The 25445-nt window shown below is 73.4% G+C and carries 24 protein-coding genes; 10 read left to right on the forward strand and 14 right to left on the reverse strand.

The window, feature by feature from the left end:
• Nucleotides 1–29 precede the first annotated feature (29 nt).
• The 6 genes from ACH4B3_RS22000 to ACH4B3_RS22025 all read right to left on the reverse strand — a co-directional run bounded on the left by ACH4B3_RS22000 (nt 30) and on the right by ACH4B3_RS22025 (nt 7544).
• Entirely contained in the window at nt 30–1817 is a 1788-nt protein-coding gene (locus ACH4B3_RS22000) for an ABC transporter ATP-binding protein (protein WP_398465112.1), read from the reverse strand.
• Between the two features lie 2 nt (nt 1818–1819).
• On the reverse strand, nt 1820–2869 hold the full coding sequence (locus ACH4B3_RS22005; RefSeq protein ID WP_398465114.1) for an iron-siderophore ABC transporter substrate-binding protein: 1050 nt from the start codon (nt 2867–2869) through the stop codon (nt 1820–1822).
• A gap of 92 nt (nt 2870–2961) precedes the next feature.
• Nucleotides 2962–3822, reverse strand: a complete 861-nt coding sequence (locus ACH4B3_RS22010; RefSeq protein ID WP_398465116.1) for an ABC transporter ATP-binding protein — start codon at nt 3820–3822, stop codon at nt 2962–2964.
• A gap of 39 nt (nt 3823–3861) precedes the next feature.
• Nucleotides 3862–4923: a FecCD family ABC transporter permease gene (locus tag ACH4B3_RS22015; RefSeq protein WP_398465118.1), complete on the reverse strand. Its 1062-nt coding sequence runs from the start codon at nt 4921–4923 to the stop codon at nt 3862–3864.
• Complete coding sequence (locus ACH4B3_RS22020; RefSeq protein ID WP_398465120.1) at nt 4920–5978, reverse strand: FecCD family ABC transporter permease; 1059 nt, start codon at nt 5976–5978, stop codon at nt 4920–4922. Before ACH4B3_RS22020 ends, ACH4B3_RS22015 begins: the two co-directional genes overlap by 4 nt.
• A gap of 210 nt (nt 5979–6188) precedes the next feature.
• The gene (locus tag ACH4B3_RS22025) at nt 6189–7544 is read right to left on the reverse strand and encodes a lysine N(6)-hydroxylase/L-ornithine N(5)-oxygenase family protein (RefSeq protein ID WP_398465122.1); all 1356 of its coding nucleotides are present in this window, start codon (nt 7542–7544) and stop codon (nt 6189–6191) included.
• 270 nt (nt 7545–7814) lie between these two features.
• Between ACH4B3_RS22025 and ACH4B3_RS22030 the strand changes: the two genes are divergently transcribed.
• Nucleotides 7815–8762, forward strand: a complete 948-nt coding sequence (locus ACH4B3_RS22030; RefSeq protein WP_398465124.1) for a methionyl-tRNA formyltransferase — start codon at nt 7815–7817, stop codon at nt 8760–8762.
• Between the two features lie 70 nt (nt 8763–8832).
• On the opposite strand, the gene ACH4B3_RS22035 is transcribed toward ACH4B3_RS22030, so the two are convergent.
• The 3 genes from ACH4B3_RS22035 to ACH4B3_RS22045 form a co-directional block, all read right to left on the reverse strand.
• Entirely contained in the window at nt 8833–9123 is a 291-nt protein-coding gene (locus ACH4B3_RS22035; RefSeq protein ID WP_398465126.1) for a hypothetical protein, read from the reverse strand.
• Nucleotides 9120–9404, reverse strand: coding sequence for a hypothetical protein (locus ACH4B3_RS22040; protein ID WP_398465128.1), 285 nt, complete (start codon nt 9402–9404; stop codon nt 9120–9122). Before ACH4B3_RS22040 ends, ACH4B3_RS22035 begins: the two co-directional genes overlap by 4 nt.
• A gap of 177 nt (nt 9405–9581) precedes the next feature.
• Nucleotides 9582–10193 carry a DUF2867 domain-containing protein gene (locus tag ACH4B3_RS22045; RefSeq protein ID WP_398465130.1) on the reverse strand — a complete coding sequence of 204 codons (612 nt, stop codon included), beginning with the start codon at nt 10191–10193 and terminating at the stop codon, nt 9582–9584.
• Nucleotides 10194–10309: 116 nt separating this feature from the next.
• On the opposite strand from ACH4B3_RS22045, the gene ACH4B3_RS22050 reads away from it, so the two are divergent.
• Complete coding sequence (locus ACH4B3_RS22050) at nt 10310–10867, forward strand: TetR/AcrR family transcriptional regulator (RefSeq protein ID WP_398465132.1); 558 nt, start codon at nt 10310–10312, stop codon at nt 10865–10867.
• Nucleotides 10868–11590: 723 nt separating this feature from the next.
• Here the strand turns inward: ACH4B3_RS22050 and ACH4B3_RS22055 are convergent.
• Both ACH4B3_RS22055 and ACH4B3_RS22060 read right to left on the reverse strand, forming a co-directional pair.
• Entirely contained in the window at nt 11591–12250 is a 660-nt protein-coding gene (locus ACH4B3_RS22055) for an HAD family hydrolase (RefSeq protein WP_398465134.1), read from the reverse strand.
• Between the two features lie 105 nt (nt 12251–12355).
• On the reverse strand, nt 12356–13330 hold the full coding sequence (locus ACH4B3_RS22060; protein WP_398465136.1) for a phosphotransferase family protein: 975 nt from the start codon (nt 13328–13330) through the stop codon (nt 12356–12358).
• Between the two features lie 215 nt (nt 13331–13545).
• On the opposite strand from ACH4B3_RS22060, the gene ACH4B3_RS22065 reads away from it, so the two are divergent.
• From ACH4B3_RS22065 to ACH4B3_RS22090, 6 genes are all read left to right on the forward strand, one after another.
• Nucleotides 13546–14112 (forward strand): DUF6924 domain-containing protein, encoded by a 567-nt coding sequence (locus tag ACH4B3_RS22065; protein WP_398465138.1) that lies wholly within the window; start codon nt 13546–13548, stop codon nt 14110–14112.
• Nucleotides 14113–14329: 217 nt separating this feature from the next.
• Nucleotides 14330–14512 carry a hypothetical protein gene (locus ACH4B3_RS22070; protein ID WP_398465140.1) on the forward strand — a complete coding sequence of 61 codons (183 nt, stop codon included), beginning with the start codon at nt 14330–14332 and terminating at the stop codon, nt 14510–14512.
• 237 nt (nt 14513–14749) lie between these two features.
• A complete protein-coding gene (locus tag ACH4B3_RS22075; protein WP_398465141.1) occupies nt 14750–15073 on the forward strand; it encodes a hypothetical protein in 324 nt (107 codons plus the stop codon).
• Nucleotides 15074–15484: 411 nt separating this feature from the next.
• A complete protein-coding gene (locus ACH4B3_RS22080) occupies nt 15485–16345 on the forward strand; it encodes an ABC transporter ATP-binding protein (protein ID WP_398465143.1) in 861 nt (286 codons plus the stop codon).
• Nucleotides 16342–17325: an iron-siderophore ABC transporter substrate-binding protein gene (locus ACH4B3_RS22085; protein WP_398465145.1), complete on the forward strand. Its 984-nt coding sequence runs from the start codon at nt 16342–16344 to the stop codon at nt 17323–17325. The genes ACH4B3_RS22080 and ACH4B3_RS22085 overlap by 4 nt, the downstream gene beginning before the upstream one ends.
• Before the next feature lie 3 nt (nt 17326–17328).
• A complete protein-coding gene (locus tag ACH4B3_RS22090) occupies nt 17329–19395 on the forward strand; it encodes an iron ABC transporter permease (protein ID WP_398465147.1) in 2067 nt (688 codons plus the stop codon).
• Between the two features lie 115 nt (nt 19396–19510).
• Here the strand turns inward: ACH4B3_RS22090 and ACH4B3_RS22095 are convergent, their stop codons facing one another.
• Nucleotides 19511–20428, reverse strand: coding sequence for a hypothetical protein (locus ACH4B3_RS22095; RefSeq protein ID WP_398465149.1), 918 nt, complete (start codon nt 20426–20428; stop codon nt 19511–19513).
• Nucleotides 20425–22527, reverse strand: a complete 2103-nt coding sequence (locus ACH4B3_RS22100; RefSeq protein ID WP_398465151.1) for a PEP/pyruvate-binding domain-containing protein — start codon at nt 22525–22527, stop codon at nt 20425–20427. The genes ACH4B3_RS22095 and ACH4B3_RS22100 overlap by 4 nt, the downstream gene beginning before the upstream one ends.
• 329 nt (nt 22528–22856) lie before the next feature.
• On the opposite strand from ACH4B3_RS22100, the gene ACH4B3_RS22105 reads away from it, so the two are divergent.
• Entirely contained in the window at nt 22857–23366 is a 510-nt protein-coding gene (locus ACH4B3_RS22105) for a DinB family protein (RefSeq protein ID WP_398465153.1), read from the forward strand.
• A gap of 65 nt (nt 23367–23431) precedes the next feature.
• Here ACH4B3_RS22105 and ACH4B3_RS22110 read toward each other — a convergent pair whose 3' ends face one another.
• On the reverse strand, nt 23432–24424 hold the full coding sequence (locus ACH4B3_RS22110; RefSeq protein WP_398465155.1) for a DUF5937 family protein: 993 nt from the start codon (nt 24422–24424) through the stop codon (nt 23432–23434).
• A gap of 72 nt (nt 24425–24496) precedes the next feature.
• Here ACH4B3_RS22110 and ACH4B3_RS22115 point away from each other — a divergent pair, with 72 nt between their 5' ends.
• Nucleotides 24497–25429: an aldo/keto reductase gene (locus tag ACH4B3_RS22115; RefSeq protein WP_398465157.1), complete on the forward strand. Its 933-nt coding sequence runs from the start codon at nt 24497–24499 to the stop codon at nt 25427–25429.
• Nucleotides 25430–25445: the final 16 nt, after the last annotated feature.

Genomic DNA, 25445 nt, shown 5'->3' on the forward strand with positions numbered 1-25445 from the left:
ACCTAATTTAGGGTTACCTAACCAGGGTGCTAACTGCCCTCTCGCCAGGCCCGCCACAGTCGTGCGTACCGGCCGCCCAGGGCGACCAACTCCTCGTGCGTTCCCTGCTCCACGACGCGCCCGGCGTCCAGCACGGCGATCCGGTCGGCCGCCATCGCCTGGGTCAGCCGGTGCGCCACGAACAACGTGGTGCGCCCCGCGCACGCGGCCCGCACGGCCCGCTCCAGCTCGGCGGCGCCCTCGCTGCCGGCCTCCGCGGTCGACTCGTCGAGCACCACCACCGGCGCCCGGCCCAGCACCAGCCGGGCCAGGGCGATCTGGGCGACCTTGGTGACGTCCAGGCGCTCCCCGCCCTCGCCGACCCGGGTGGCCGGCCCCTCGGGCAGCGCCGCCACCCATCCGTCGGCGCCGACCGTGCGCAGCGCGTCCATCAGCTCGGCGTCGGTCGCCTCCGGCGCGGCCAGCCGCAGGTCGTCGGCGAGCGGGCCGGAGAACACGTGCGTCTCCTGCGTCAGGATGCTCACCAGGGCCCGGGCGCCGGCCTCGTCCAGGCCGGCCAGGTCGGTCGACCCGACGCGCACCGACCCGGCCTGCGGCGTCCCGATGCCGGCGATCAGCGCGGCCAGGGTCGTCTTGCCCGCACCCGTCGCCCCCACCAGGGCGAGTGACGTCCCGGCCGGGATGGTCAGGCTGACGTCCCGGAGGACCGGCCGGTCGGTGTCCGGATAGCTGAACGTCAGCCCCTCGACCGTCACCGGGAACGGACCGGCGTCCGCCGGCGGGCCGGCCGCGTCGCCCACCAGCCGGCCCCCCGCGGACTCCCCCACCACCCCGACCAGCCGGGTCAGGCTCGCCCCCGACTTCTGCGCCTCGTCGAAGGTGAACATGATGGAGCCGAGCGGGGTGAACAGCCGGTGGAACAGCAGCGGAGCCGCCGAGACCTGGCCCAGGCTGGCGGCGTCGGACTCCAGCAGCGCGTACCCGACCACGATGATCAGGACCAGCCCGATGAACTCGGCGCGGTTCTCCCGGCCGACGAACCGGCCGAAGAACCGGAACACCTCGATGCCCAGTTCCCGCACCCGCCAGGACTCGGTGGTGACCTTCTCCCGGAAGGCGCCCTCCAGACGGTACGCCCGGACCGTGTCGATCCCGTTCAGGCCGCTGATCAACGCCTGGGCGCGGTCGGCCTGGGCCACACGCTGCTTCCGGTAGAGCGGCGCCGACCGCGGCAGGTACCAGCGCAGGGCCAGCGCGTACGCGGGCAGCGCGCCGGCGCCCGCCAGCCCCAGCCGCCAGTCCAGCCCGAACATGCCCGCCGTGGCGATGACGACCAGCACTCCCGCCGAGAACACCGTGGGGATGGCCATGCGGATGCCCTTGGACACCACGGCCACGTCGTCACCGACCCGGGAGAGCACATCGCCCCGGCCGACCTGTTCGATCCGCGCGCTCGGCATTCCCAGCACCGCCCGGACGGCGCCCTCCCGCAGCCGCGCGAGGAGATCCGCGCCCAGCCGGCCGATCAGGTACGTCGACGCGGCGGTGGCCGCCGCGCCGAGCAGCGCGGCGACCGCCATCAACGCCCCGATGGTGACCAGGACCGAACGCGGTTCGTCCTCGACCACCCCGTCGACCACCCGGCCGAGCAGGAGCACCGGCAGCACCTGGAGCGCCGCCCCGGCCACCGTGGTGAGCATGGTGGCCGCGGTCAGCCACGGCACCTCGCGGCAGTGCGCCACCACCCATCGGGTGGCCTCACGTCCGGTCGCCGTGCGCAGGGTGGCCGGGGCGACGCGTGTGTCGGTGGCGCTCACACCTAGCCGACCGACTTGACGAGTTCGTCGATCGCGTACGGCAGGGACAGCAGGGTGCTCTGGGACATCGCGGCGCCGATCGCCGGACCCTCGCTGTCCAGCAGGTAGGACACCTTGCCGTTCTTGGCCGCGGGCAGGTTGGCGAAGAGCTCGAAGTCCTTCAGCGCCTTCTGGTCGGCCTGGTCGTTGATGACGAAGATGCGGTCGACGTCGATCAGGTCGACGCGCTCGGGGGAGAGCACGGTGTAGAAGTCGCCGTCGGCGATCTCGTCGATCCGGGTCGCGCCCTTGAAGCCGATGCCGGTCACCAGCCGCCCGCGCACGTCGGTGGTGGTGAACGGCGCCACCGAGTCCTTGTACCAGGACAGCGCGACGGCGGTCTGGTCGGCGAACTCCGGGTGCGCCTTGCGGGCCGCGGCGAGCTTGTCCTGGATGCCCTGGACCAGCTTGGCGCCCTCGTCGGCCTTGCCGAGGGCCTTGGCGATGTGCAGCGCGTTGTCCTGCCACGGCGCGCTGAAGGGCTCCTTCTCCCCCTTGGTGCGGCCCACCGTCGGGGCGATCCTGGAGAGCTTGTCGTACGCGTCCCGGTCGATCTCGGAGTAGACCGCGATGATCAGGTCCGGCCGAAGAGCCGCGATCTTCTCGTAGTTGGGGCCGGAGTCGCCGTTGCTCATGACGACCTCGGGGCGGGCGTCGCCCCACTTGTCCTTGACCCAGGGCCACTGGGTGTTGATGTCCGGGCTCTTACCCGGGGGGTTCGGGTACTGGTCGACCATGCCCACGGGCTTGGTCCCGAGCGCCAGGATGGCCTGGTCGTCGGTGTAGCCGACGGAGACGACGCGCTTGGGGGCCTTGGTGACCTCCGTGGACCCGAACGCGTGCTCCACGGTGACCGGGAACGCGCCGCCGGCGCCGGCCGGGGTGTCGTCGCCCGAATCATCCGCCGAGTCGGAACCACAACCGGCGAGGAGGGCGACGCCGAGGATCGCGGCGGACAGTGTGGCCGCCAGCCGCCGCCAGGGCTTCATGAGCGTCGTTCGATGGAGGAGCATCCGAGTTCCCTTGCTTTCGCGCTGTCCGGTGCGCCGCTGTCTCAGGGCACGCGTACTGTATCCGGCCGAAGTGAGGTTAGCCTAGCCTAACTTCACCGTGTCTTCGCCGGAGTGTGGCCGAGCTGGACGTGGGTACGGCCGATCGGCACGATGAGCGGCCGGTCACCCACCGGGTCGTCGATCACCGCGGCGCGCAACCCGAACGCCTCGTCCAGCAGTTCGGCGGTGATCACCTCTCGGGGATGACCCTGCGCCAGGATCGACCCCGCCTTCATCACGACGAGGTTGTCGCTGTACCGCGCGGCCAGGTTGAGGTCGTGGAGCACGGTGACCACGGTGCATCCCGACTCGTGCAGGTCGTCCACCAGGTCGAGCACGTCGATCGCGTGCGCCAGGTCCAGATAGGTGGTCGGCTCGTCCAGCAGCAGCAGATCGGTGCCCTGAGCCAGGGTCATGGAGATCCAGACGCGCTGCCGCTGTCCGCCGGAGAGCGCGTCGACCGGACGGTCGGCCAGATCGGCCACTCCGGTCATGGCCAGCGCGCGCTCCACGACGGCGGCGTCGTCCGACGACCACTGCCGCAGCCAGCTCTGGTGCGGATGGCGTCCCCTGGCGACCAGGTCGGCCACCGTCAGCCCGTCCGGCGCGACCGGCGCCTGCGGCAGCAGGCCCAGCTTCTTCGCCACGTCCCTGGTCCTGAGCCTGGCGATGTCCTCGCCGTCCAGCACGACCGTGCCCCTGGTCGGCTTGAGCAGCCGCGACAGGGTCCGCAACAGGGTCGACTTGCCACATCCGTTGGGCCCGATGATCGTGGTGATCACTCCTGGCGGGATCGCCACGTCGAGATCGTCGATGACCGCCCGGTCGCCGTACCCGACCGTCACGCCCCTGGCCGAGAGCCGTGCGACGCCGCCGGCTCCGGAACCCGACTCGGTGTTGTGCTGAGCGACCACGAGGCCCCCTTCTTCGAGCATTCCTGACCTTTGCATCAACTACCTGCGGTTCGCCCGCACCAGCAGATATACGAGGAAGGGGCCGCCGATCGCGGAGGTGACCACACCGACCGGGAGGGTGACCGGGAGCGCGGTGCGCGCCACCAGGTCCGCACCGATCAGCAGCACCGCCCCCACCGCGCCGGAAGCCACCATCGGCGGGGTGGGACAGCGCGCCAGACGCATCGCCACCTGCGGCGCCACCAGCGCGACGAACGGGACCGGGCCCGCCGCGCTCACCGCCACACCGGCCAGCAGGACCGCGCACAGCAGCAGGACCGCTCGGACCATCCCGTAGCGGACGCCCAGCCCCGCGGCGACGTCGTCACCGAAGTGCATCGGCTTGAACTGGAAGGCCACGCACGACACCAGGACCAGGAGGGCGGCGGTGCACCAGAGCGCCGGTGTCACCTCGTCCCACGACCGGTTGTCCAGTGAGCCGACCAGCCACGCCTGTGCCCGGGCCACGTCCCTGATGTCGGCCTTGGTCAGCATCCAGGACGTGAGCGCCTCCATCACGGCGCTCACCGAGATCCCGATGAGGATCAGCCGGAAGCTGTCGATGCCGCGCCGCCAGGCCAGGAAGTACACCAGCAGGCCGGTGCCGAGACCGCCGGCGAGCGCCGCCGCGGACAGGCCCACGGTGCCTTCGATCGCCGAGGCGGCGCCGCCCGAGACCGTCACCAGGAACACCGCGACGGCGCTGGCGCCCCCGGTGATCCCCAGCACGTCCGGGCTGGCCAGCGGATTGCGTGCGATGGACTGCGTGATCGCGCCGGACACCCCCAGCGCGACCCCCACCACCAGCCCGGCCATGGCACGCGGCATCCGCAGATCCATGATGACGAACTCGTCGACCGGCTCGCCCTGGCCGAAGATCGTGGCGATCACCTGGGACAGGCTGATCGGGAAGTCCCCGATGCCGATGGACAGGCAGAACACCAGGAACGTCGCCGCCGCCAGCAGCAGTGTGACGAGGAGGACCCAGGGCCGCCAGACGAACGACACCCGGCCGAGCCGCAGGCCCGGCGTCACCGAAGGCTTCACATCCGTCCCGTTCATGCGTTCCTGAGCTTTCCGCGCCAGACCAGGGCGGCGAAGAACGGGGCGCCGAGCAGGGCGACGAGCACTCCCGCGTCCAACTCGCCCGGCCGGGCCACCAGTCGTCCCACGATGTCGCAGATCAGCAGGGTGACGGCGCCGAGCAGGCCCGCGTACGGCACCAGCCAGCGATAGTCCGGCCCGGTCAGGTACCGGGCCACGTGGGCCACCATGAGCCCGAGGAAGGCGATGGGGCCGCACGCCGCGGTCGCGGCGCCCGCCAGCAGGGTGATCGCGACGATGCCGACGGTCCGGGTCGCGGCGATGTTCACCCCGAGACCCCGCGCCACGTCGTCGCCCAGGTTGAGCAGGTTGAGGGCCGGCAGCACGGTCAGGGCCAGCACCAGGCCGACCGCGACGAACCCGGCCACCGGCCAGATGACGTCGAATCCGACGCCGGCCACCGAGCCGGTGTTCCAGAACCGCAGCGCGTTCAGCGCGGCCTGGTCCGACAGCGCGACCGCCGTGGTCATCGCCGCGAGGAACACCGTGACCCCCTGCCCCGCCAGGGCGAGCGTCAGCGGATTGCCGGCCCCGCGGCCGATGCTGGCCAGTCCGAACACCACGACCCCGGCGACGGCCGCTCCCAGGAAGGCGAACCAGACGTACTGGAAGGGGTCGGTGAGCCCGAACACGGAGATCACCGACACCACGGCGAACGAGGCGCCCGCGTTCACCCCCAGCAGGCCGGTGTCGGCGATCGGGTTGCGGGTGTACCCCTGGATCAGCGCTCCCCCGACCCCCAGGGCGACGCCCGCCACGATCGCGAGCACCGTCCGGGGTACCCGTACGGTCTCCACGATGAGCCTGATCTCGGTGAGCCGCTGGTCGGAGTCCGCAGACGCGAACAGCCCGCGCCATACCTCGGCCGGGCTCAACGCGCGCGCACCGATCGCCAACGACGCCGCCCCGGCGACCGCGAGGATCACCACGAGCGTGCCCAACCCCACGGCTCGCCGCCGCCGGACCTGTGACCAGCCACCGGGCGCGGGACGCTCAACTGCAGTCATGCCCATGTCCACTTACGTTATCCCTTTGATCCACCACCGACGAACGGCCGACCGGCACCCGGGCGGCCACCGCTGCCCCGGCGAGGGGTCCGGCGAACCCGGCCGGCGCTGGGGCGCGTGCCCGGGGACACACCTGCCCCTCTCCCGGGCACGGACCGGCCCGCCCGCCCGGTCCGGTGCCGCCGGGCCGGCGGCTCGGCGGCGGACCGGGCCGGACTAGCGGGCGGCGCTGCCGATTCCGTCGGCGACCGTGCGGGCCTCGTCGGCTGCGGACTTGACGCTCCGGCCGAGGAGCGAGTCCAGGATCTCGCCGACCCTGATCGCGGTGTTGGACAGCAGCGACGAGGTGATGCCGTGCGTGTGCTCCGTGCCGCCCTGCAGGTAGATGCCGCAGCGCACCTCGGGGTCGGTCGCCACGCGGTAGTCGCGCTCGACACGGACGCGTCCCTCGCCGTCGCGGAGGCAGCGGTCCGCCACCTCGCCCAGCAGACCGAGGGGGTCGGCCTGGCGGTAGCCGGTGGCGAAGACCACCACGTCCGCGTCGAGCGGCGTCTCCTCGCCGGTGACCAGGGACTTCACCGTGGCGCGGACCGCCGTCGGCGTCTCCTCCACGTCCACGAGCCGGGACACGTTGAGGAACCGCAGCCGCTCGGTACCGAGGACCTTCTCCTGGTAGCTCTGGCGGTAGAGGTCGTCGATCAGGTCGATGTCCACCACGGAGTAGTTGGTGTTGCCGTGATAGTCCATCAGCCGGCGTTTGACATCCTCGGGCGCGGCGAAGTACTCGTCGACCGCCCCGGGGTCGAAGATCCGGTTGGCGAAAGCGCTGTCGTCGGCGGGGCTGTAGCCGTAGCGCGAGAAGACCGCGCAGACTTCGGCCGCGGGGAAGTGGCGGTGCAGGTAGGCGACGTTCTCGGCCGCGCTCTGGCCGGCGCCCACCACGACGAAGCGGGAGGGGGCGGTGCCGTCCAGCTCCGCCACCCTCGCCAGCAGTTCGGAGTTGTGCCAGACGCGGTCGCCGCGCTCCATGCCGTCCGGTATCAGCGGGCGCAGCCCGGTGCCGATGACGAGGTTGCGGGCCCGGTGGACCGAGAGGCTCTCCCCGGACCGGACCGTCACATCCAGGTACTCCACCGCTCCGTCGCGGACCACGGGCGCGACGCCGACGACCTCGTGGCCGTACGAGACCATGTCCTCGACCTTGGCCGCGGCCCACTCGAAGTAGTCGTGGAACTCGACCCGCAGCGGGAAGAGGTTCTTGTGGTTGATGAAGTCGATCAGCCGGCCCTTGCTCTTCAGGTAGCACAGGAAGCTGAACTCGCTGGCCGGGTTTCGGAGCGTCACCAGGTCCTTGAGGAAGGACACCTGCATGGTCGCGTCGTCGATCAGCATGCCGCGGTGCCACCCGAACCGCGGCTGCTGCTCGAAGAAGTGAGCGGTGATCGCCTCCTGCCTGTCGACGCGCGCGTTGTGCTCGCCGAGTGCGATCGCCATGGCCACATTGGACGGTCCGAAGCCGATGCCAATGAGATCGTGAACCGGTGCTGCGTCACCAGGAGGAACCCGTGACATGTCACTCCCATCGTGCGGGGCAGTCGCCTGTCAGGCGTGGGAAGTTGAAAAGGCGGGCATGCCAACGGAGCGGCACGCCACGAACTTAGGCAAGCCTAAGCTAAACCAGTGACGCTGTCGACACATCGGGCCCGACCGGGCCGTCGACGCACCGAGCCCGGCCGACGGGCACGGGAGCCGTCAACTGGAGCACCATATAGGCAGGTTGCAAGCTAAGGTAAGCCTTGCTTTACTCTTCCCTGGTCAATCCCTGCTTGGAGGAGGAACCCCATGCGCGTCGTCATGTTCGGTTACCAGACCTGGGGGCACCGCACCCTGCAAGCCCTCCTGGATTCCGAACACGACGTGGTCCTGGTCGTGACGCATCCCAAGAGCGAGCACGCGTACGAGAAGATCTGGAGCGACTCCGTCGCCGACCTCGCCGAGGAGAACGGCGTGCCGGTGCTGCTCCGCAACCGCCCGGACGACGACGAGCTGTTCGAGCGCCTCAAGGAGGCCGACCCGGACATCATCGTGGCGAACAACTGGCGGACCTGGATACCCCCGCGCATCTTCGACCTGCCGCGCCGCGGCACGCTCAACGTCCACGACTCGTTGCTGCCCCGGTACGCCGGCTTCTCGCCGCTGATCTGGGCCCTGATCAACGGCGAGACCGAAGTGGGCGTCACCGCGCACATGATGAACGACGAGCTCGACGCCGGCGACATCGTCCGGCAGGAGGCGGTCCCGGTCGGACCGGCGGACACCGCCACCGACCTCTTCCACAAGACCGTCGACCTCATCGCCCCGGTCACCATCGGCGCGCTCGACCTCATCGCGTCCGGGCAGACGGAGTTCACCAAGCAGGACCGGTCCCAGGCGAGCTTCTTCCACAAGCGGTCCATCGAGGACAGCCGCATCGACTGGACCTGGCCGGCGGCCGACCTCGAGCGCCTGGTCCGCGCGCAGTCCGAGCCGTACCCCAGCGCCTTCACCTACCACAAGGGCAAGCGCCTGGAGATCCTGGCGGCGGTGGTGTCCGAGGGCCGGTACGGCGGCACCCCCGGCCGCATCTTCTACCGCGAAGGCGACGGTGTGGTGATCGTCGCCGGCGCCGACGCCCGCACCGGCCGCAACCACGGCCTGGCCATCACCCGGGTACGGAACGAGGAGGGCCAGGAGCTGGCCGCGACGGAGTACTTCACCGCCATGGGCGGCTACCTCACCAGCCGCCCCTGACCCGCCGGGCCCCGCGGGGCCGGGCCGGGACCGCCGCCGTACGAGGACTTGCCGTCCCGCACGGCGGCGGTCAGCTGTACCAGACCAGCACGCACACCTGGACGGCGCGTATGTCGGGGCGGACGGTGTACTCGACGAGCACCGGTTCGCCCTCGATCCGCAGGCCCCGGCGCAGGCCCGTGTGGTCCATGGGCTCCCCCGGCAGGTCCCGGCCGGCGTCATGGGCGCCGCCGGCCTCCAGGGCCAGTGCCGCGACGTAGTTGGTGACGGCCTTGGCCAGGTCGCGGGGCATGTCCAGGATGATGGAGGCGGGTGTGTCCTCGATGTAGACGGCCCATCCGGGCCTGCGTCGCAGGGTCACGCCGGTGACTGCTCCAGTCGCGACATCAGGTCCTCGATGAGCGTCATGCCCTGTCCGGCGCTGCCGCGCTCGCGGCTGCGGTCGGCCCCGGGAGCCCGGTCCAGCATCGCCTTCATCCACCACCGTCCCATCACCTCGGGCACCCGGGTGTCCTCCGCGGCCAGCACCTCCCCGTAGAACTGTGCCCGGGCCGTCCCCTGCAGGGCCTCCCCGATGCCGTTGATGGTGTGCGGGATCGCGCGGACCGGCCGGCCGGCGGAGTGCTCGGGCTGTGCGCTCATCGTCTCCCCTTCGTCACCTCAAGTCTGCCCGATCCCGGCGCGGCCGGTCGAGCCCGGCCGTCCGGAAGGCAGCCGCGCCATGGCGGGCCGCGCCGGGCGCGGAGACCCGGCGCCCGGGCCGCCGACCGCGAGCCGCAGCGGCCCCGGGGGCGGCCGGACGGGACGGGGCCGCTCCGGTCAGAGGCGGCCGGCGCGGGCGGCGAGGTGGTCGCGGTCGCGCCAGGCCCGTTCCCACTGCCGGGTCAGGGCCGGGTAGACGAGGAGGTGCCGGAACGGCGCGATGAGGGCCATGTAGAGGCGTCCGAACCCCCCGTTGGGTTTGACCAGGACGGCCATCCGCAGTTCATGGTCACCGTCCGCCCCCTGCGCCCAGCCGAGGTGCATCACGGTGTGCACCGTGGCGTTCGCCAGTTCGCGCACGGACTCCGTGGCGGTCTCGTAGACCGCCTTCAGGGGCATGGCGTCGTTGTCCGGGCCCCGGGGGGCTTCCCGGAGGTCGCCGGGCAGGCGGTCCCGGAGCGAGCCGACCCGCGCGCCGACACCGGCCGCCGGGCGGTCCCAGCCGAGGAGTGCGCCGAGTCTCCACCGGACGGCGAACAGGAAGCGCACCGGCCGGGTCTGCCTCGCCAGCCCGCCGGAGGTCCGCATCGCGGCGAGCATCGCGGGGAAGTCGCCGGGGCCGGCTCCGGGGGTGCGGAAGGTCCACACGTCCTCCACCCGGAAGTCGGTGGTGAGTTCGTGAATGCGCCAGGGATGCCGGGTGTGTGCCGACCTCGGGAGCCGCGCCATGTGCCACCTCGCGTTCTGTACGCCACCGTATATCTTGATCTGTACGGTACCGTACACCCTCCGAACCGAGACCCCGGGCCCCCCGGGGACCCGAGACCCCGAGAGCAGGTGGGCAGGTGCCTCCGACCGCTCGTACACCCCGCAGCCGCTGGATCGAGGCGGGGCTCGACGCCCTCGCCCAAGGCGGACCGGACGCGGTCCGGGTGGAGGCACTGGCCGCCGGCATCGGGGTGACGAAGGGCGGCTTCTACGGATACTTCGACGGTCGCCCCGCGTTGCTCGCCGAGATGCTCGACGCGTGGGAACACCGTTGCACCGGCGCCATCCTCGAACAGGTCGAGGACGAGGGCGGAGACCCCGCGGAGAGGATCCGGCGGGCCAGCCGGCTGACCTTCTCGGAGGACCTGCACCGGATCGATCTCGCGGTCCGCGAGTGGGCTCGCCACGACCCGTCGGTCGCGGAGCGGCTGCGGCGGGTCGACAACGCCCGGATGGACTTCCTCCGCGCCATGTTCGGGAGCTTCCTCACCGATCCGGATGACATCGAGGCACGCAGCACTCTGATCTTCACGCTGGCGATCGGCCGCCACTTCATCGCCGCAGACCACCCCGGACGCACCACCCGGGAAGCCGTCGGGCTGGCCGGAGAACTGCTGCTGCGCCCCGGACTGTGAACCCGAGTGGTGGCCAGGCCGGCGCGGACGGCGCCGCGAGGCAGCCGGTCGGGGCCGGCGAGCGGGCAGCCGGAGCCGGACCGCCCGTCCGGGCGGGGGACGGCGCCGGTCGGTCCGCACCGCCGGGCGGAGGCGGGTGAACTCCCCCTCCCCCGCCGGGCCGTCACCCAGGTGGTGCGGGCGTCCGGGCCGGGTGCCTCCCGGTGACCGGACGCGGGCCGGCCCCGTGCCCCCGGTCCGCCCGGCGGTGTGCGGACGGTGGGTCCGGTTCGCCCGGACGGCTGCGGCGGGACGTCACGCCCACCGGACGCGCGCCAGGAAGTCGCCGACGAGCCGGGAGGTCTCGGCCGGGCGTTCGAGGGCGATGAGGTGCCCGGTGCCGGGGGATGAGGTGCCCGGTGCTGGGGAAGCGAACCAGTTCGGCGTCGGGCAGCGAGCCGGCCGGATGCTCGGCGATCCGCCGGAAGTCCCGCACGTCCTCGGTACCCACGCCGACGATCGCCGGGACCCTGATCGCGCTCAGGTCCTCGTCGACGGGGGGCTCCACATCCTCCTGGTACTCCTCGGAGTCCCCGGCGCCGAAGCCGGGACCCCTCGAGCCGTCCCCGTCGGGGCGGCGAGCCGCCGGCGAAGGCTTCGCCCGGCGGACGGCCCGTTCCGGCGGCGGCTGCGTGCCACCCGCCCGTGCCCGGCCGCGCGGCGGCCGGGCGGGGTGACGGCGCCTCAGCCGCGCACCTGTGCGGCGAGCAGGGCCGGCAGTTCGCGCATGTCGTGGAAGACGGTGGTGCCCGGCCCTTCGAGCCGTTCCGCCGGGGTCAGTCCGCCGGCGTAGCCGAAGGCCCGCATACCGGCCGCGCGGGCGGCCAGGACGCCGGGCCGGCTGTCCTCGACCACCACACAGGCGGCGGGGTCGACCCCCGACTGCCGTGCGGCGTGCAGGAAGAGGTCCGGGGCCGGCTTGCCACGAGCGACTTCGGTGGCGCTGTGGATGCGGCCCGCGAAGTGTTCGTAGAGGCCGGTGCGGCCCAGGGTGTGGCGCATCTTGTCGTGCGTACCGCTGGAGGCCACACAGGTCGGCAGCGTGATGGCGGCGAGCGCCTCGGGGAGGCCGTCGACGGGGGTCAGACCGGTGTCCACCGCCTCGCGGTGGAGCTGTTCGAACCGCTTGGACCACAGCGCGGCGGTCTCCTCACCGAGCCGGGCGGCGACCTGCTCGCGGATGGCGGCGTGCGAGCGCCCGATGAACCGGTCGACGACCTCGTCCTCGGTGAGGGCCCAGCCCAGTTCCGCGCCGAGGGCGACCTGGACGCGGGCCGCGATGCGTTCGCTGTCGACCAGCACCCCGTCGCAGTCGAATATCACGAGTTCAATCGGCTTGATCATCCCGGCAGCCTACTGACCCCCGCGGTGGTGCGTGCTCCAGGCCGCGGCAGGCCCGTGCCGGGGTGGCGGCCCTCACCGGCCGGTGCCCGGTGGCATGGCGCGGCGTCACCGGTCGCCCGCTTCCCCGGCGGCGAACACGGCGTTCCGGCGCAGCAGTCCGGCGCACCAGCGGAAGTGTCCGTCGTTGTCGTCCAGGCCGAACAGGTCGTAGGTGGTGAGGGCGTACGCGGCCTGGTAGGCCGCGAGGGTGGCGGGGGCATGACCGAGTTCACGGGCGAAGAGCCGGGTGAGCTCGGCGGTGTGCTCCTCGGCGTACGGCCCGTACATGTCCCAGACGGCCGCGGTGACAGCGGCCTCGAACGCCGGGTCGCCCGCCGTCGTGCAGAAGCCGAAGTCCAGTACGGCGACCGGCCGGCCGGCCGCGTCGGTGTGGATGTTGGACGGGACGAGGTCGCCGTGGATCACCGTGACCGGGGCGTCGGGCAACGACCGCAGGGCGCGCAACGTCCGTTCCACCCCCGGGTCGAAGTCCGGCAGGTGCCGGGCCAGCGCGGCACCGTGCCGGTGCGCGGCGCGGGCGACCAGGGCCCCGAGCGCGTCCTGGAAGCGGTCGTGGTCCCGCCACAGCGGACGGTCGTCGCCCTGCACGGTGAGCCTGCGCATGGCGTCGGTGCCGGGCACCGAGGCGAGACCGCGCAGGACCGTGAGCAGCACGTCCCGCCGGCGGCCGGGGATATGGCGTTCGTACCGCTCGTGCGCGGAGTCGGCCCGCGCCGCGACGCCGGGCAGCTCGCGCTCGTACGTCACCCAGACACCCTCGTACTGCTGGACTTCGAGGATCTCCGGGGTGGCGAACGGCAGCCGGTGCCGCGCGATGTCCGCGTACACCCGGCGAGTGAGTTCGAGACCGGCCGGCGGCCGGCGGGTCCACACCTTGGCGATCCGGCCGTCACCCAGCCGGTAGACGACACCCTCGGTCCCGGCACCGATCCGGCGCGCCGCGGGGTGCCCGCGACCGGCGAAGAACCGGGGCCAGGGGTCGGTGGCGGGTGGCGTTGCCTCGTTCTGCGTGCTTCGCATCAGGGCATGAAACCAGCTGCGGCACCGGACCGACCAGCTGATTCCGTTTCATGCCGGCTCCGCCGCCCGGCGTTCCGGGCGGGCCCGGCACCGCCCCGGTGGTGGCCCGGCACCGCCCGGCCGGGCCGCCGGGCGGTGCGGCCGGCGGACCGCGCTCGGAGGCCGGGCCGCCGGGTGTCCCGGGGTTGTCGGTGGCCGCCGCTAGGGTCCGCGCCATGAACCGTGATCGCCATCAGGTACGCCTGCCCCGCACGGATGCCGCCCCCGTACTCCGGACCGACTTCACCGACGCCGCCGGCTGGCACCGCCTGCTGCGGGCGCTGGCGACGCCCGTCACCCACGAGGAGGGCTCGCAGGACATATTCGCGTACGACCGGGCCATCTCGTACCTCACCCCGGTGGACGAGGAGAGGTACCGGGGCCTGCTGCCCGGGGCGGTGCTCGCCGCGGCGCCCGGTACCGGCCACGACCTGCCCTACGACCACCTGTATCTGGCCGACGCCGGCACCTTCGCCTCCCCGGACCTCCCGCTGCTCGGCATCGACCTCCACGTGGACGTCTCCGACGGGGAACCGTGGCCGCGTGAACGGCCGTTCCGGGTCCCGGCCCTGCATGTGGTCGGCGTCGAGATCAACGACAGCATCGCGAACATGTTCTTCCGCGAGTACCACGACTTCGACTGGTCCGCTTCCGAGGTGTACGTGGCCGAGCCCGGGACGGCCCTGTACGAGGAGTTCCGTGCGATGGACCGGGAAGCGGAGGAGGACGGGTTCGACGGCTGAGGCCGGCCGGCCCGGGCCCGGGCGGTCGGCGGCCGCACTGTCCGACGGTCTCCGCCGTGGCGGGGAAGAAGACGGCGAAGCCTTGTGATCTGTCAGTCGTCGTACCGACAATTGGCCTTGCACCAGGGAAGAGTCGGGTCGTCCGCGGCGGTCTCCGCTCCATCAGCCCGCCGCGGCAGCCCGTACGGGGAGGCGCCGGCACCGGGAGAGGAAGCAGATGAGTCAAGCGCAGCAGGGACAGCACGAGGACGACGAGCGGCGTCGGAAGGAAGAGGAGCGCAGGCGCCGGCTGGACTGGGAGTTCCAGCTGGAGCAGGACCGCCAGCGACGGGAACGGGAAGCGGCTCAGGCGGCCCAGGCGGCAGCGGCGGCGGCGGCCCAGCAGCAGTACTGGCAGTAGCCGGAAGCGACGGCCTCGGCAGGCGCCGAGCGCGGGCACGTGGCGCTCGGCGTACCGCGCCCGGTCGAGACCGGCGGGGCGACCGCCCCGGCCACCGAGCCGGCGACGGCTGCCCCGCTGGTCCCGGTGCGCGGAAATGCCCCCGCGGGAGCCCCGGTCGGCCGGGGGCCGCGGCAGCGGGTCGCGGCCGCACGATCGGTACCGGCGTCTTGACGGTGCGGTGAGGCGGGGCGCACAGTGATCCACACCCCCCACACCAGCACCATGTGGAGCAAAGGGGCTGATCACGTGCTCTTCCCGCGACGTCACCACACCGGCGCGTCACCCTCCCGCGCCACCGACGCCTCGGTGGTCGATCTGGCCGGGGAACGCCTGCGCCGCCGCCGGGCGTCCGGCACCGAACTGACCGGGTACGACTTCCTGCCGCTGCTCCTGGCCCACGGCGTCGACGACAGGGTGCTGGCCGACCACCTGGCCCGGACCGCCAACGCCATCCAGCGGCACATGGCGGCCGTCGGCGCGCCGCGGCCGGCGGAGTCCGGGGACCGTCTCGGCGGCTGACCGGCTGCCGGCGGCACACCGTGCTGGCGGGCCCGTGCCGCACCGGAGGTGCAGGGGAACGCTGCCGGGCCGGCCGGGTCCGGGCGGGGGCACGACACCGGAGAGACCGGAGAGACCAGAGAGACCGGTCGGCCCTGTGGCCACACCCTGGCCGGAGGCCGCCGCGCGCCGGGGGCGGTCGCGGTCGCCGGGTACGCACCGGACCGCCAGGGGCTGGCCGGGTACGCACCGGACCGCCAGGGGCTGGCCGGGTACGCATCGGACCGCCGGGGATGGGCCGGTGCGGCGATGCCGGCGCCGGGTCCGAGCGGCCGGGCCGGTCGGCCATGCGTCCGGCCTGGCGTGATTCCGTCTCGCGGAGCACCACCCGCGACTTTCGGACAATCGTAAGGTTAGGCTAACCTACGCGTCGTGAAAGCCGGTGAAGAGATCTCCGCGGCCGGACGTCCCCGCGGCCATGAACTGTCGGCCACGGGTGTCACCGTGGCGTACGGGGGCGTCGACGTCGTCCACGACGCGTCGTTGACGCTGCGGCCCGGCGAAGTGACCGTCCTGGTGGGCCCGAACGGCAGCGGGAAGTCGACGCTGCTGCGCACCCTGGCGCGGCTGCAACGGCCCAGGACCGCCACGCTCGTCATCGACGGCGGTACCGACGGCCTGGCGCTGTCGCCCCGCGAGTTCTCCCGCCGGGTCGCGCTGCTGACCCAGGGGCGCCCCACCCCCAGCGGGCTGACCGTGCGGGACGTCGTCGAGTTCGGCCGCTACCCGTACCGGGGCCGGCTGGGCAAGCCGGACCCGGACGGCCGGGCGGCGGTGGACCGCGCGCTCGCCATGACGGGCGTCGCGGAGCTCGCCGAACGCGGCGCCGAGCACCTCTCCGGTGGGCAGCTGCAACGCGTATGGCTCGCCGGCTGCCTCGCCCAGGAGACCGGCGTACTGCTCCTGGACGAGCCGACGACCTACCTCGACCTGCGCTACCAGGTCGAACTCCTCGACCTCATGCGCGACCTGGCGGACGACCACGGGATAGCCGTCGGCGCCGTCCTCCACGACCTCGACCAGGCCGCGGCCGTCGCCAACCGGATCGTGCTGCTCCGGGCGGGACGTGTCATCGCCGACGGCCTCCCCGCCGAAGTACTCACCCCCCAGCGGCTGACCGACACCTACGGCATCCGCATCGAGGTCGACACCGACCCCGTCACCGGCCGGCTGCGCACCCGCGCCATCGGCCGACACCACTCGCGAAGCGAAAGGCTCAGCACCACCCCATGAGACGCCTCCTCCTGACCGCCGCGGTCGCCACCGCGGCGGCTCTCACCCTGACCGCCTGCGGCACCACCGAGCCCGCCGCCGACGACGACGCGAAGAAGAAGACCACCGAGCGCATCACCCTCACCGACGCCACCGGCGCGAAGGTGGAACTCGACGGGCCGGCCGAGAAGGTCGTCGGAACCGAGTGGAACGTCGTCGAGAACCTGGTCTCGCTGGGCGTCGACCCCGCGGGCGTCGCCGACGTCAAGGGCTACCAGACCTGGGACACCGCCGTCCCGCTCAAGAACGAGCCCAAGGACATCGGCACCCGGGGCGAGCCGAGCATGGACACCATCGCCTCCCTGAAGCCCGATCTCATCGTCGCCACCGACGACCTGCCGGCCGGTGCCGTGAAGCAGTTGCGCAAGGTCGCCCCCGTCCTGTCGCTGCGGGCCGCGGACGCCTCCGACCCGATCGGCCGGATGACCGGGAACCTTGACCTGATCGCCCGGGCCACGGGCACCACCGAGCAGGCCGAGAAGCTCAAGAAGCAGTTCCAGGCGAAGATCGAGGAGGGCGGCAAGGCGCTCGCCGACGCCGGCCTCGACGGTGCCGAGTACGCCTTCGCCGACGGCTACGTCATCTCGAACCAGGTCTCGATCCGGCCGTTCACCAGTGGTTCGCTCATCGGCGCGGTCAACGAGAAGCTCGGCCTGAAGAACGCCTGGACGGTCAAGGGCGACAAGAACTACGGTCTCGGCGCCACCGACGTCGAGGGGCTGACCAAGCTCGGTGACGTCCAGTTCGCCTACATCGGCAACGACGGCGACAAGAACAGCACGCCCTTCAACGGCGCCCTGGCCAAGGACTCCGTGTGGAAGTCGCTGCCGTTCGTCAAGAAGGGCAACGTGCACCGGCTGCCCGACGGCGTCTGGATGTTCGGCGGACCCGAGTCGATGATCAAGTACGTCGACGCCGTCGTCGCGGCGCTGACGAAGTAACCCATGGCCGTCACCACCTCCGCCCCCACCACCCGTCCGTCGGCGGCCACGTCCCGGTCGGGCGCGGCCGTGGTGACGGCCGCCGTGGTCCTGCTGGTCGCGGGGCTCGCGCTCGTCGACCTGACGCAGGGCACCGCCGCGGTGGGCGCCCCGGAAGTCTGGAAGGCGCTCACCGGTCAGGCCGACCCCGACGACGCGTCCGTCGTCATCGCCTCCCGGCTGCCGAGGATGACCGCCGGCCTGCTGGTCGGCGCCGTACTGGGCATGGCGGGCGCGGCCCTGCAGGCGGTCAGCCGCAACGTACTCGCCTCGCCCGACACCCTCGCGGTCAACGCCGGCTCCTATCTGGCCCTCGGCCTGGCCACGGTCACCGGTGTCTCGCTCCCGCTGCTGGCCACCTCCGGCGTCGCCTTCGCCGGCGCCCTGGTGACGGCGGCCGTCGTGCTCGGGCTGTCCGGTCTCGGCACCGGCACCGTACGGCTCGTCCTCGCCGGCAGCGCCCTCACCCTCGGCCTCACGGCCGTCACCGAGGGCCTGCTCCTGCTGTACCCGCGGGAGACCGAGGGGCTGTACCAGTGGAACCAGGGCAGCATCTCCCAGAACGGGTTCGACGGCGTGCTGCAGATGGCGCCGATCGCCCTCGTCGGCCTCCTCGGGCTGCTGCTCGTCGCCCGCCGGGTCGACGCGCTGGCCCTCGGCGACGACGCCGCCCGCGGGCTGGGCGTGCCGGTCCGCGCCACCCGGGTCACGGTGGTCGTGCTCGCGTCGCTGCTGTCCGCGGCGGCCGTCACGCTCACCGGGCCGATCGGCTTCGTGGGCCTGTGCGCCCCGGCGCTGGTGCGTCCCCTCGCCCGCAGGTTCCGGGCGTTCACCCGGTCCCGGGGGCGCCTGCCGCTGGCCGGTCTGACCGGTGCCGGGCTGGTGATCGGCTCCGACGTGCTGCTGCGCGCGGTGGTGCCCGCGGACGTCGCGGTCGCCGTGCCGACGGGCGTCGCCACCAGCCTGGTCGGGGCGGTCTTCCTGGTCGTGATGGCCACCAGGGTCCGGGACACCGCCGGCGCCGCGGCTCCGGACCGCCTGCGCATCAGGAGCCGGGCCGTCTTCCTCACCACCACCGCCGTGCTGGTGGCCGCCCTCGTCGGGGTGGCCATCGCCGCCGTACTGCTGGGCGACAGCAAGCTGCTCCTCGGCGACGTGATGAACTGGGCCCAGGGCCGGGCCGGCCGCACCACCACGTTCGTCCTCGACACCCGGGTGCCCCGGGTGCTGGCGGCGCTCCTCGCGGGCGCGGCCCTCGCCCTGGCCGGGACGCTCGTCCAGGCCGTGACCCGCAATCCGCTCGCGGAGCCCGGCGTGCTGGGCGTCTCCGGCGGTGCCGCGGTCGGCGCCGTGCTCCTGGTGACGACGGTGCCGCTGGCCGGCTCCTGGAGCGTGGCGGGCGCCGCGTTCGCGGGCGCCGCGGTCAGCTCGCTCATCGTCTTCGGACTCGCCGCGCGAGGCGGGTTCCAGCAGGACCGGCTGGTCCTGGTGGGGTTCGGTGTGGCCACCGGTTCCACCGCGCTGATCAGTCTGCTCATCGTCCTGACCGACCCGTTCAACGCGACGAAGGCCCTCACCTGGCTGTCGGGTTCCACCTACGGGCGGACCCTGCCGGATGTGGCGCCGCTCGCGGCCGTACTCGTGGTGGGCGTGTTCGTCGCGGTGCTGCGGCGCACCGAACTCGACCTCGTGTCGCTCGACGAGGACACCCCCCGGCTGCTCGGCCTGGACCTGGCACGCGGGCGCCTGGGCTTCCTGGTGCTGAGCGTCCTGCTGAGCGCCACCGCGGTGGCGGCCGCCGGCACGATCGGCTTCGTGGGTCTGGTGGCGCCGCACGCGGCGCGCGCCCTGGTGGGCAGGCAGCACGCCCGGGTGGTCCCGGTCGCGGTGCTGCTGGGGGCCGTGCTCGTCTGCACCGCGGACCTGGTCGGCCGTACGGTGATCGCGCCGGCCCAGCTCGGCGCCGGCCTGATGACCGCGGTGATCGGCACGCCGTACTTCCTCTACCTGCTGGTGCGCGCCCGGCGGTAGGACGCGCGCCCACCCACCGTCACCACGGCGCCGGGGAGTCCGCGAGGGCTCCCCGGCGCCCGGCTGTGTGCGGCCCTCCCGGGCGCGGCCCGGTCGCCGCGGCGAACGCCGGGGCTCAGGACCGGGGCTCGGCCTGGCCCTCGCCGAGCACCCGCGCCGTGGCACGGTTGGTCGAGGCGTCCTCGACGCAGCCGCGCAGGCGCATCAGGTCGTGCGGCGGGAGGGCGGGCCGGATCACCCCGGCGTACACCTCGTCCTCCAGGCGTTGCAGGAAGCCCCGGTCGTTCAGGGCCGCGGTGGAGCGACGGCAGGTCTGCCACAGGTCGTCCGCGGCGAGTTGCTGCGCCTGCGGCGTCTCCTCGCCCCGCATCTCGATCCGGAACACCACCGTGGTGGCCGCGGCGTCGGGGGTCGGTTCGGGGCGGGTCTGGGTGGCGTCGGCCAGGCTGCTGCGCATCAGCATCAGGATCGGCACCGTGGCGACGGCGGCGGCCAGCACCGCCAGCTTCCGCCAGAAGCGGGACGGCGGGAGGGCGGGCCGGTCCTCCAGCCGCGCGGCCCGGGCCGCCGTGCCGGGATGGGTACCGGCAGGGGCGGTGAGGGCCGTGAGCCGTCCGGCGAGCCGGCGTTCCGCCCCCGGGCGGGCGGTCGCCCCGGCGACCTTCTGGATGACGAACGCCACGCCGGACAGGGCGGCTCCGGCCACCATCAGGACCGGGATGAAGACGAACGTCCGCTGGGTGCCGTCGCGGTCGTGGGAGCCGATCCAGCGGAAGCGGTCCGGTGCCGTCTCCCGTGACTGGTCCAGCCGTTGCCGCACCTCCTCCACCCGGGCGTCGTACTCGGTCAGTCTTCGCTCCAGCCGGGACAGCCGGTTGAGGAGGACCAGGCAGGCCAGGAAGCCCTCGATGATCAGCAGCAGCACGCCGGAGATCAGCGCGCGCTGCCACTCCCACCGGTACAGGTACAGCACCATGTAGTACCCGGCGTAGGCGGCCGACAGCCCGCCGAAGAGATAGCTCACGTACTTCATGCCGCCGCTCCGTTCCCGGTCGCCGGGGTCTGCGGCGACGTGTGCCGGTCGGTGTTCTCCACCGCTCCGGTTGCTCCGTCCACCGACACTCCGGTGCCGGGCGGGAAGCGGTCCAGGGCGCCGGGCACGCCGACGGCGGTGGGCACCTGGTACTCGCGGGCGAGTACCGCGAGGTGTGACAGGACGCTGCCGGTCTCGGCGACCAGTCCGGCGAGGCCGGGAAGCAGCGGGGCCAGCGCCGGGTCGAGCGCGCTGACCACCAGCACCGGCCGCTCGGGCCGGTCGCCGTTGCCGTCCCAGGCGGTACCGGTGCCGGTGCCGCCGCCGGCGCCTTGCCCCTCGCCGCTGCGGCCGCGCCCCACCGTCGGGTCGGCCACCGGTCGGCCGTCGGCCAGCCGGAAGGCGGCGGGCAGCGCCGGGGTGTCCGGTCTGGGAAGGCGTTCGGCCAGGTCGGGCGGCAGCCCGCCGCCGTCGGCGGCCCGGGCCAGCTCGTCCCAGCGCAGCAGGGCCAGACGGGACGGCCCCACGGCACCGGCGCCCACGGCCCCGCGGGCGGCGAGTTCGCGGACCATCTCCGCCTGCATCTCCTGCACCCAGCGGATGCGCAGCCGCAGGCCCTCCCGGACCGGGAGGGCCCCCACGCCGCGCGGCACGCCCGGCCGGCCGGTGCTCTCCGGCAGGTCCGGCCGTTCACCGAGGGTGGGCGGCAGCAGGGACAGCAGGACGGGGTAGCGGGCGAGCAGTTCGGCATCGGTCAGGCCCCGGGCCCGGCCTTCGGCAAGCTCCGCCAGCGCCTCACCGGCGGCGGTCGCGCCGGAACCGGTACCGAGCAGCGCGCCGGCCAGCGACTCCTGGGCGTGCAGCGGGGACAGCACCGCCCGCCCCCAGGAGACCGCGTCCAGGATCTGGCCGCCGAGCAGGTGCCGCGGGGCGGGCAGCTCGGCGAGCCGCCGGTCGACGTCGGCCATCAGGTCCAGCGCGAGCAGCGGCAGTGCCGAACGCAATCGGCCCACCCGCCAGGCGGCGGAGGCGCGGCGGGCGCCGGGGGCCGGGTTGAGGAAGTCCAGCAGGGGGTGCGCGGAGCGGGCCGCGCCGAGCAGGCGCAGGTCGGCGGCGGCCCGGCCGCCGACGGTGGTGACCACCGGCAGGGTGCGCAGTTTGCGCCGGGGAGCCGCTCCGGCGATGTCGAGGGCGAGCGTGAGGCCGTGCGACATGGGCGCGAGCCACAGGTCCTCCTCCAGCGGCTGGAGCACGCCGGGGAAGGTCTCCGCGACCGGGCCGGGGCCCAGCAGACGGGTGCCGCGCGGCGGCCGGGCGGCCATCGCGGTGATCGGGCGGGACTGGAACAGCCACAGCCGGCCGTCGGCGTCGAAGCCGAACTCCACGTCCTGCGGGCCGCCGAACACCCGCTGCGTCTTCCTGGCCATGCGGACCAGCCGGGTCGTCTCGCTCCGGCCGAGCAGCCGCGCGGAGCGGGGTTCGGCCGGCTCGGTCCGCAGCAGTCTGCCGTGCCGGGTGAGTTGGTAGCGCACGCCCTGGGTGCTGCCGTTCACCAGTTGGTCGGGGCCGCCGCGCACGGCGCTGATCAGCACGCGGTCCTCACGGCCCTCCACCGGGTCCGCGCCGAACATCACCCCGCCGGTGACCGCCCGCAGCATCGGCTGCACCAGGACCGCCATGCCGTCCAGCGGGTCCGCGTCCCGGCCTTCGGAGGGATGCAGGACGTGCACCCGCCGGGCCGAGTCAAGGACCGTGCGCACGGCGGTGGTGAACTCCTTCCAGCCCGTCACGTCGAGGACCGACTCGAAACGGCCCGCCATCGAGGAGTCCGCGGTGTCCTCGTGCGCCGAGGAGGACCGGACGACCAGCGGCCGCTCGTCGTCCCCGGCGAGCGTGTGCCAGGCGCGGCGCAGCGCCTCCGCGCCGGTGGGGGCGTCCGGTGCCCGCCCGGCGGGTACCAGCGCGAAGCCGGGGAGCACCGGCAGCCCTGCCGCGGCCGCGCGGGCCAGGTGGGCCGCCTTGGCGCCGGTGACGGCGGGGTCCTTCGCGCGTTCGCTGTCCAGCGGCACGACCGCCAGCAGATCTGGGTCAATCCCCACGTTCCGCTCCTTCTCCGAGGCGCCTGCGGGCCGGGGCCGGCCCGCGGGCGCTTTCGGTGTCCCGTACCAGGGAAAGACGCCTGATCGGGTGGCCGAGTTGACAGACCGTTCACTTCCTCGCACCGTGTCCGGCGCCACACCGGGGCAGGGGCCGACCGCGGTGGGCCGCCGAAGCCCCGGGCCGCACGCCGCGAGGTCTCCCCCTCCGGAACCCCCGCCGGCGGACGGTGCCCCGGCCGGGGCCGCCGGCCGGCCCGGTTGGCCCGTGGCGCGGGACCGCGGATAGCGTGGCGGTCCTTCGAGACCACCGAACGACGAGGAGTACCGCGATGACCGCCGGCAACCGCACGGACCCGCCCCGGTCCGGAACCGAACGCGAGACGCTCCGGGCCTACCTCGACTACCACCGCGCGACGCTCGCGATGAAGTGCGCCGGGCTCACCGACGAGGAGTTGCGCCGGCGGTCCATGCCGCCCTCGACGCTCTCGCTGCTCGGCCTGGTGCGGCATCTGGCCGAGGTGGAACGCGCCTGGTTCCGGCGGGTTTTCGAGGACGGCGAGGCGCCGCTGGTCTGGTCGGACCGGACCGATTTCCAGGCAGCGTACGACGCGAGCGGGTCCACCCGGGCCGAGGCCTTCGCCGCCTGGGAGGCGGAGGTGGAGAACTCACGGCGCATCGAGCGGGAGGCCGGGTCGCTCGACCTGGCCGGGTACCAGCCGCGGTGGGGCGAGGAGGTCTCACTCCGGATGGCGCTGGTACACGTGCTTCTGGAGTACGCCCGCCACAACGGGCACGCGGACTTCCTGCGCGAGGGCGTCGACGGGGTCGTCGGGGCCTGAGCGGCCGGTCCGGCGGGTCGGTCCACGGCGGCGCGGGGGTCGGACCGGCACAGCCGCCGGCCGCGTCAGGGGCGTTCGGCGGAGGCGGCGAGGACCGCCTCGGCGACGGAGGTCCGGGCGTACAGCACACAGCGGCCGGCGCGGTGCGAGCTGACCAGTCCCGCGCCGCGCAGCGCGGTCAGGCACTGGGACACCCCGGCCGCCGACAGGCCGGTGCGGCGGGCGAGTTCGGTCGTGGAGGCCGGGGAGTCCAGTTCGGTCAGCAGCCGGGCCCGGGAGCGGCCGAGCACCGTGGCGAGGGGGCCGGCCGCGGTGGCGTGCCGCGACTCCCACAGCGAGCCGCTGCCCCGGGCGGGGTAGGCCAGTTGGGGCGGGTCCGGCGGGGTCACGCGGGTGAACAGGCCCGGCCCGGTGAACACCGACGGGATCAGCAGCAGCCCCGAGCCCGCCGTCTCGCGGGACAGCGGGCCAGGGCGGCGGGCCAGCCGCAGCGCGTCGGCGTCCCAGCTCACCGAGGAGTGCAGTTCGTTGAGGAGGCGGGCGGCGCCGTGCGCGGCCACCTGCCGGAGCCGGTGGTGGATGTCGGCGTCGAGCACCGCCCGGATCCGGGCCCAGTAGGGCGCCAGCGCCAGCTCCCAGTAGGTTCCGATCTCCTCGGCCACCCGGGCCAGTTCCTCCCGCGGCTCGGCGTACAGACCGCGCAACCGGGGGCCGAGCCGCTTCTGCTCGTGCCGCAGGCGGTCGAGTTCCCGCCGCACCCGGGCGGCGGGCGTGGCCCGGATCCGGGCCAGTTCCTCCGCCAGGGTGGGAGCGGGCCCGGCCGGTGCGGGGTTGAGGAAGTCGGGCACGTACCCCGAAGCCGGGACCAGTTCGGCGAGTCGCCCCCGGTCGAGGCCGGCGGCCGCCAGCCGCGGCCGTACCTGGGCCGCCCACCCGCGGTGCCCGCGGTGCCCGGAGCCGGACCGCAGCAGCCGCAGGCTGGGGCCGACCTCCCACATCGGCGAGACGGCGAACCGCATCTGCGCCAGATCACTCGCCGAGAAGGCCAGTTCGGTCATGCGGGTCCCCCGAGGATTCACTCATTCCTTAACCAATGGCCCGGCAGCCTACCGGCGTTGCACCATCCCGGCATGACCTCCCAGAAGATCACAGCGGCGGCGGCCGGCACCTGGCGGCTCGGCGACCTCGACGTCAACCGGATCGGCTTCGGCGCGATGCGTCTGCCGCAGACCGGCCAGGCACTCGTCCACGACGCGGTACCCCGCGACCGCGGCCAGGCGATCGGCGTGCTGCGCCGGGCGGTGGAGCTCGGGGTGAACCACATCGACACCGCCGCGTTCTACTTCTCCCCGCTGCGCTCCGCCAACGAGCTGATCAACCAGGCGCTGGCCCCCTATCCGGACGATCTGGTGATCACCACCAAGGTCGGCCCCGGCCGGGACCCGTCGGGGGCCTGGCTGCCGCACGCCACCCCCGGGCAGCTGCGCGGTCAGGTGGAGGAGAACCTGCGCCAGCTGGGCCGGGACCACCTGGACGTGGTGAACCTGCGCATCGTGGGGTCCGGCTCGATCGCCGACCGCTTCGGCGCGCTGGCCGAACTCCGCGAGGCCGGCCTCATCCGTCACCTCGGTCTGTCGAACATCCAGCCCCACCACCTGGCCGAGGCCCAGGCCATCGCACCGGTGGTGTGCGTCCAGAACATGTACGGCATCGGCGTACGGCCCGAGTACGACGAGTTCCTGAGCGTCTGCGGCAGGCAGGGCATCGCGTTCGTGCCGTTCTACGCGATCGCCGGTAGCGGGCGGGAGGCAGGCGCCGGCGGCACCGAAAGCGCCGAGATCCTGAAGGTGGCCCGGGCGCACGGGGCGAGCGCGGCGCAGGTGCGGCTGGCCTGGACACTGCACCGCGGCCCGCACGTGCTGGCCATCCCGGGCACCGGCGACCAGGACCATCTGGTCGCCAACGTGGCGGCCGGCGCCCTGCGCCTGACCGCGGACGAATCGGCGCTCCTGGACTCCCTCCACCGCCGGGTGCGCGAGCGGACGGCGGATGCGCGGGGCTGACCGCGGCGGGCTGACC

Source organism: Streptomyces sp. NPDC018031 (genome assembly GCF_044327625.1).
Taxonomy (GTDB): Bacteria; Actinomycetota; Actinomycetes; order Streptomycetales; family Streptomycetaceae; genus Streptomyces.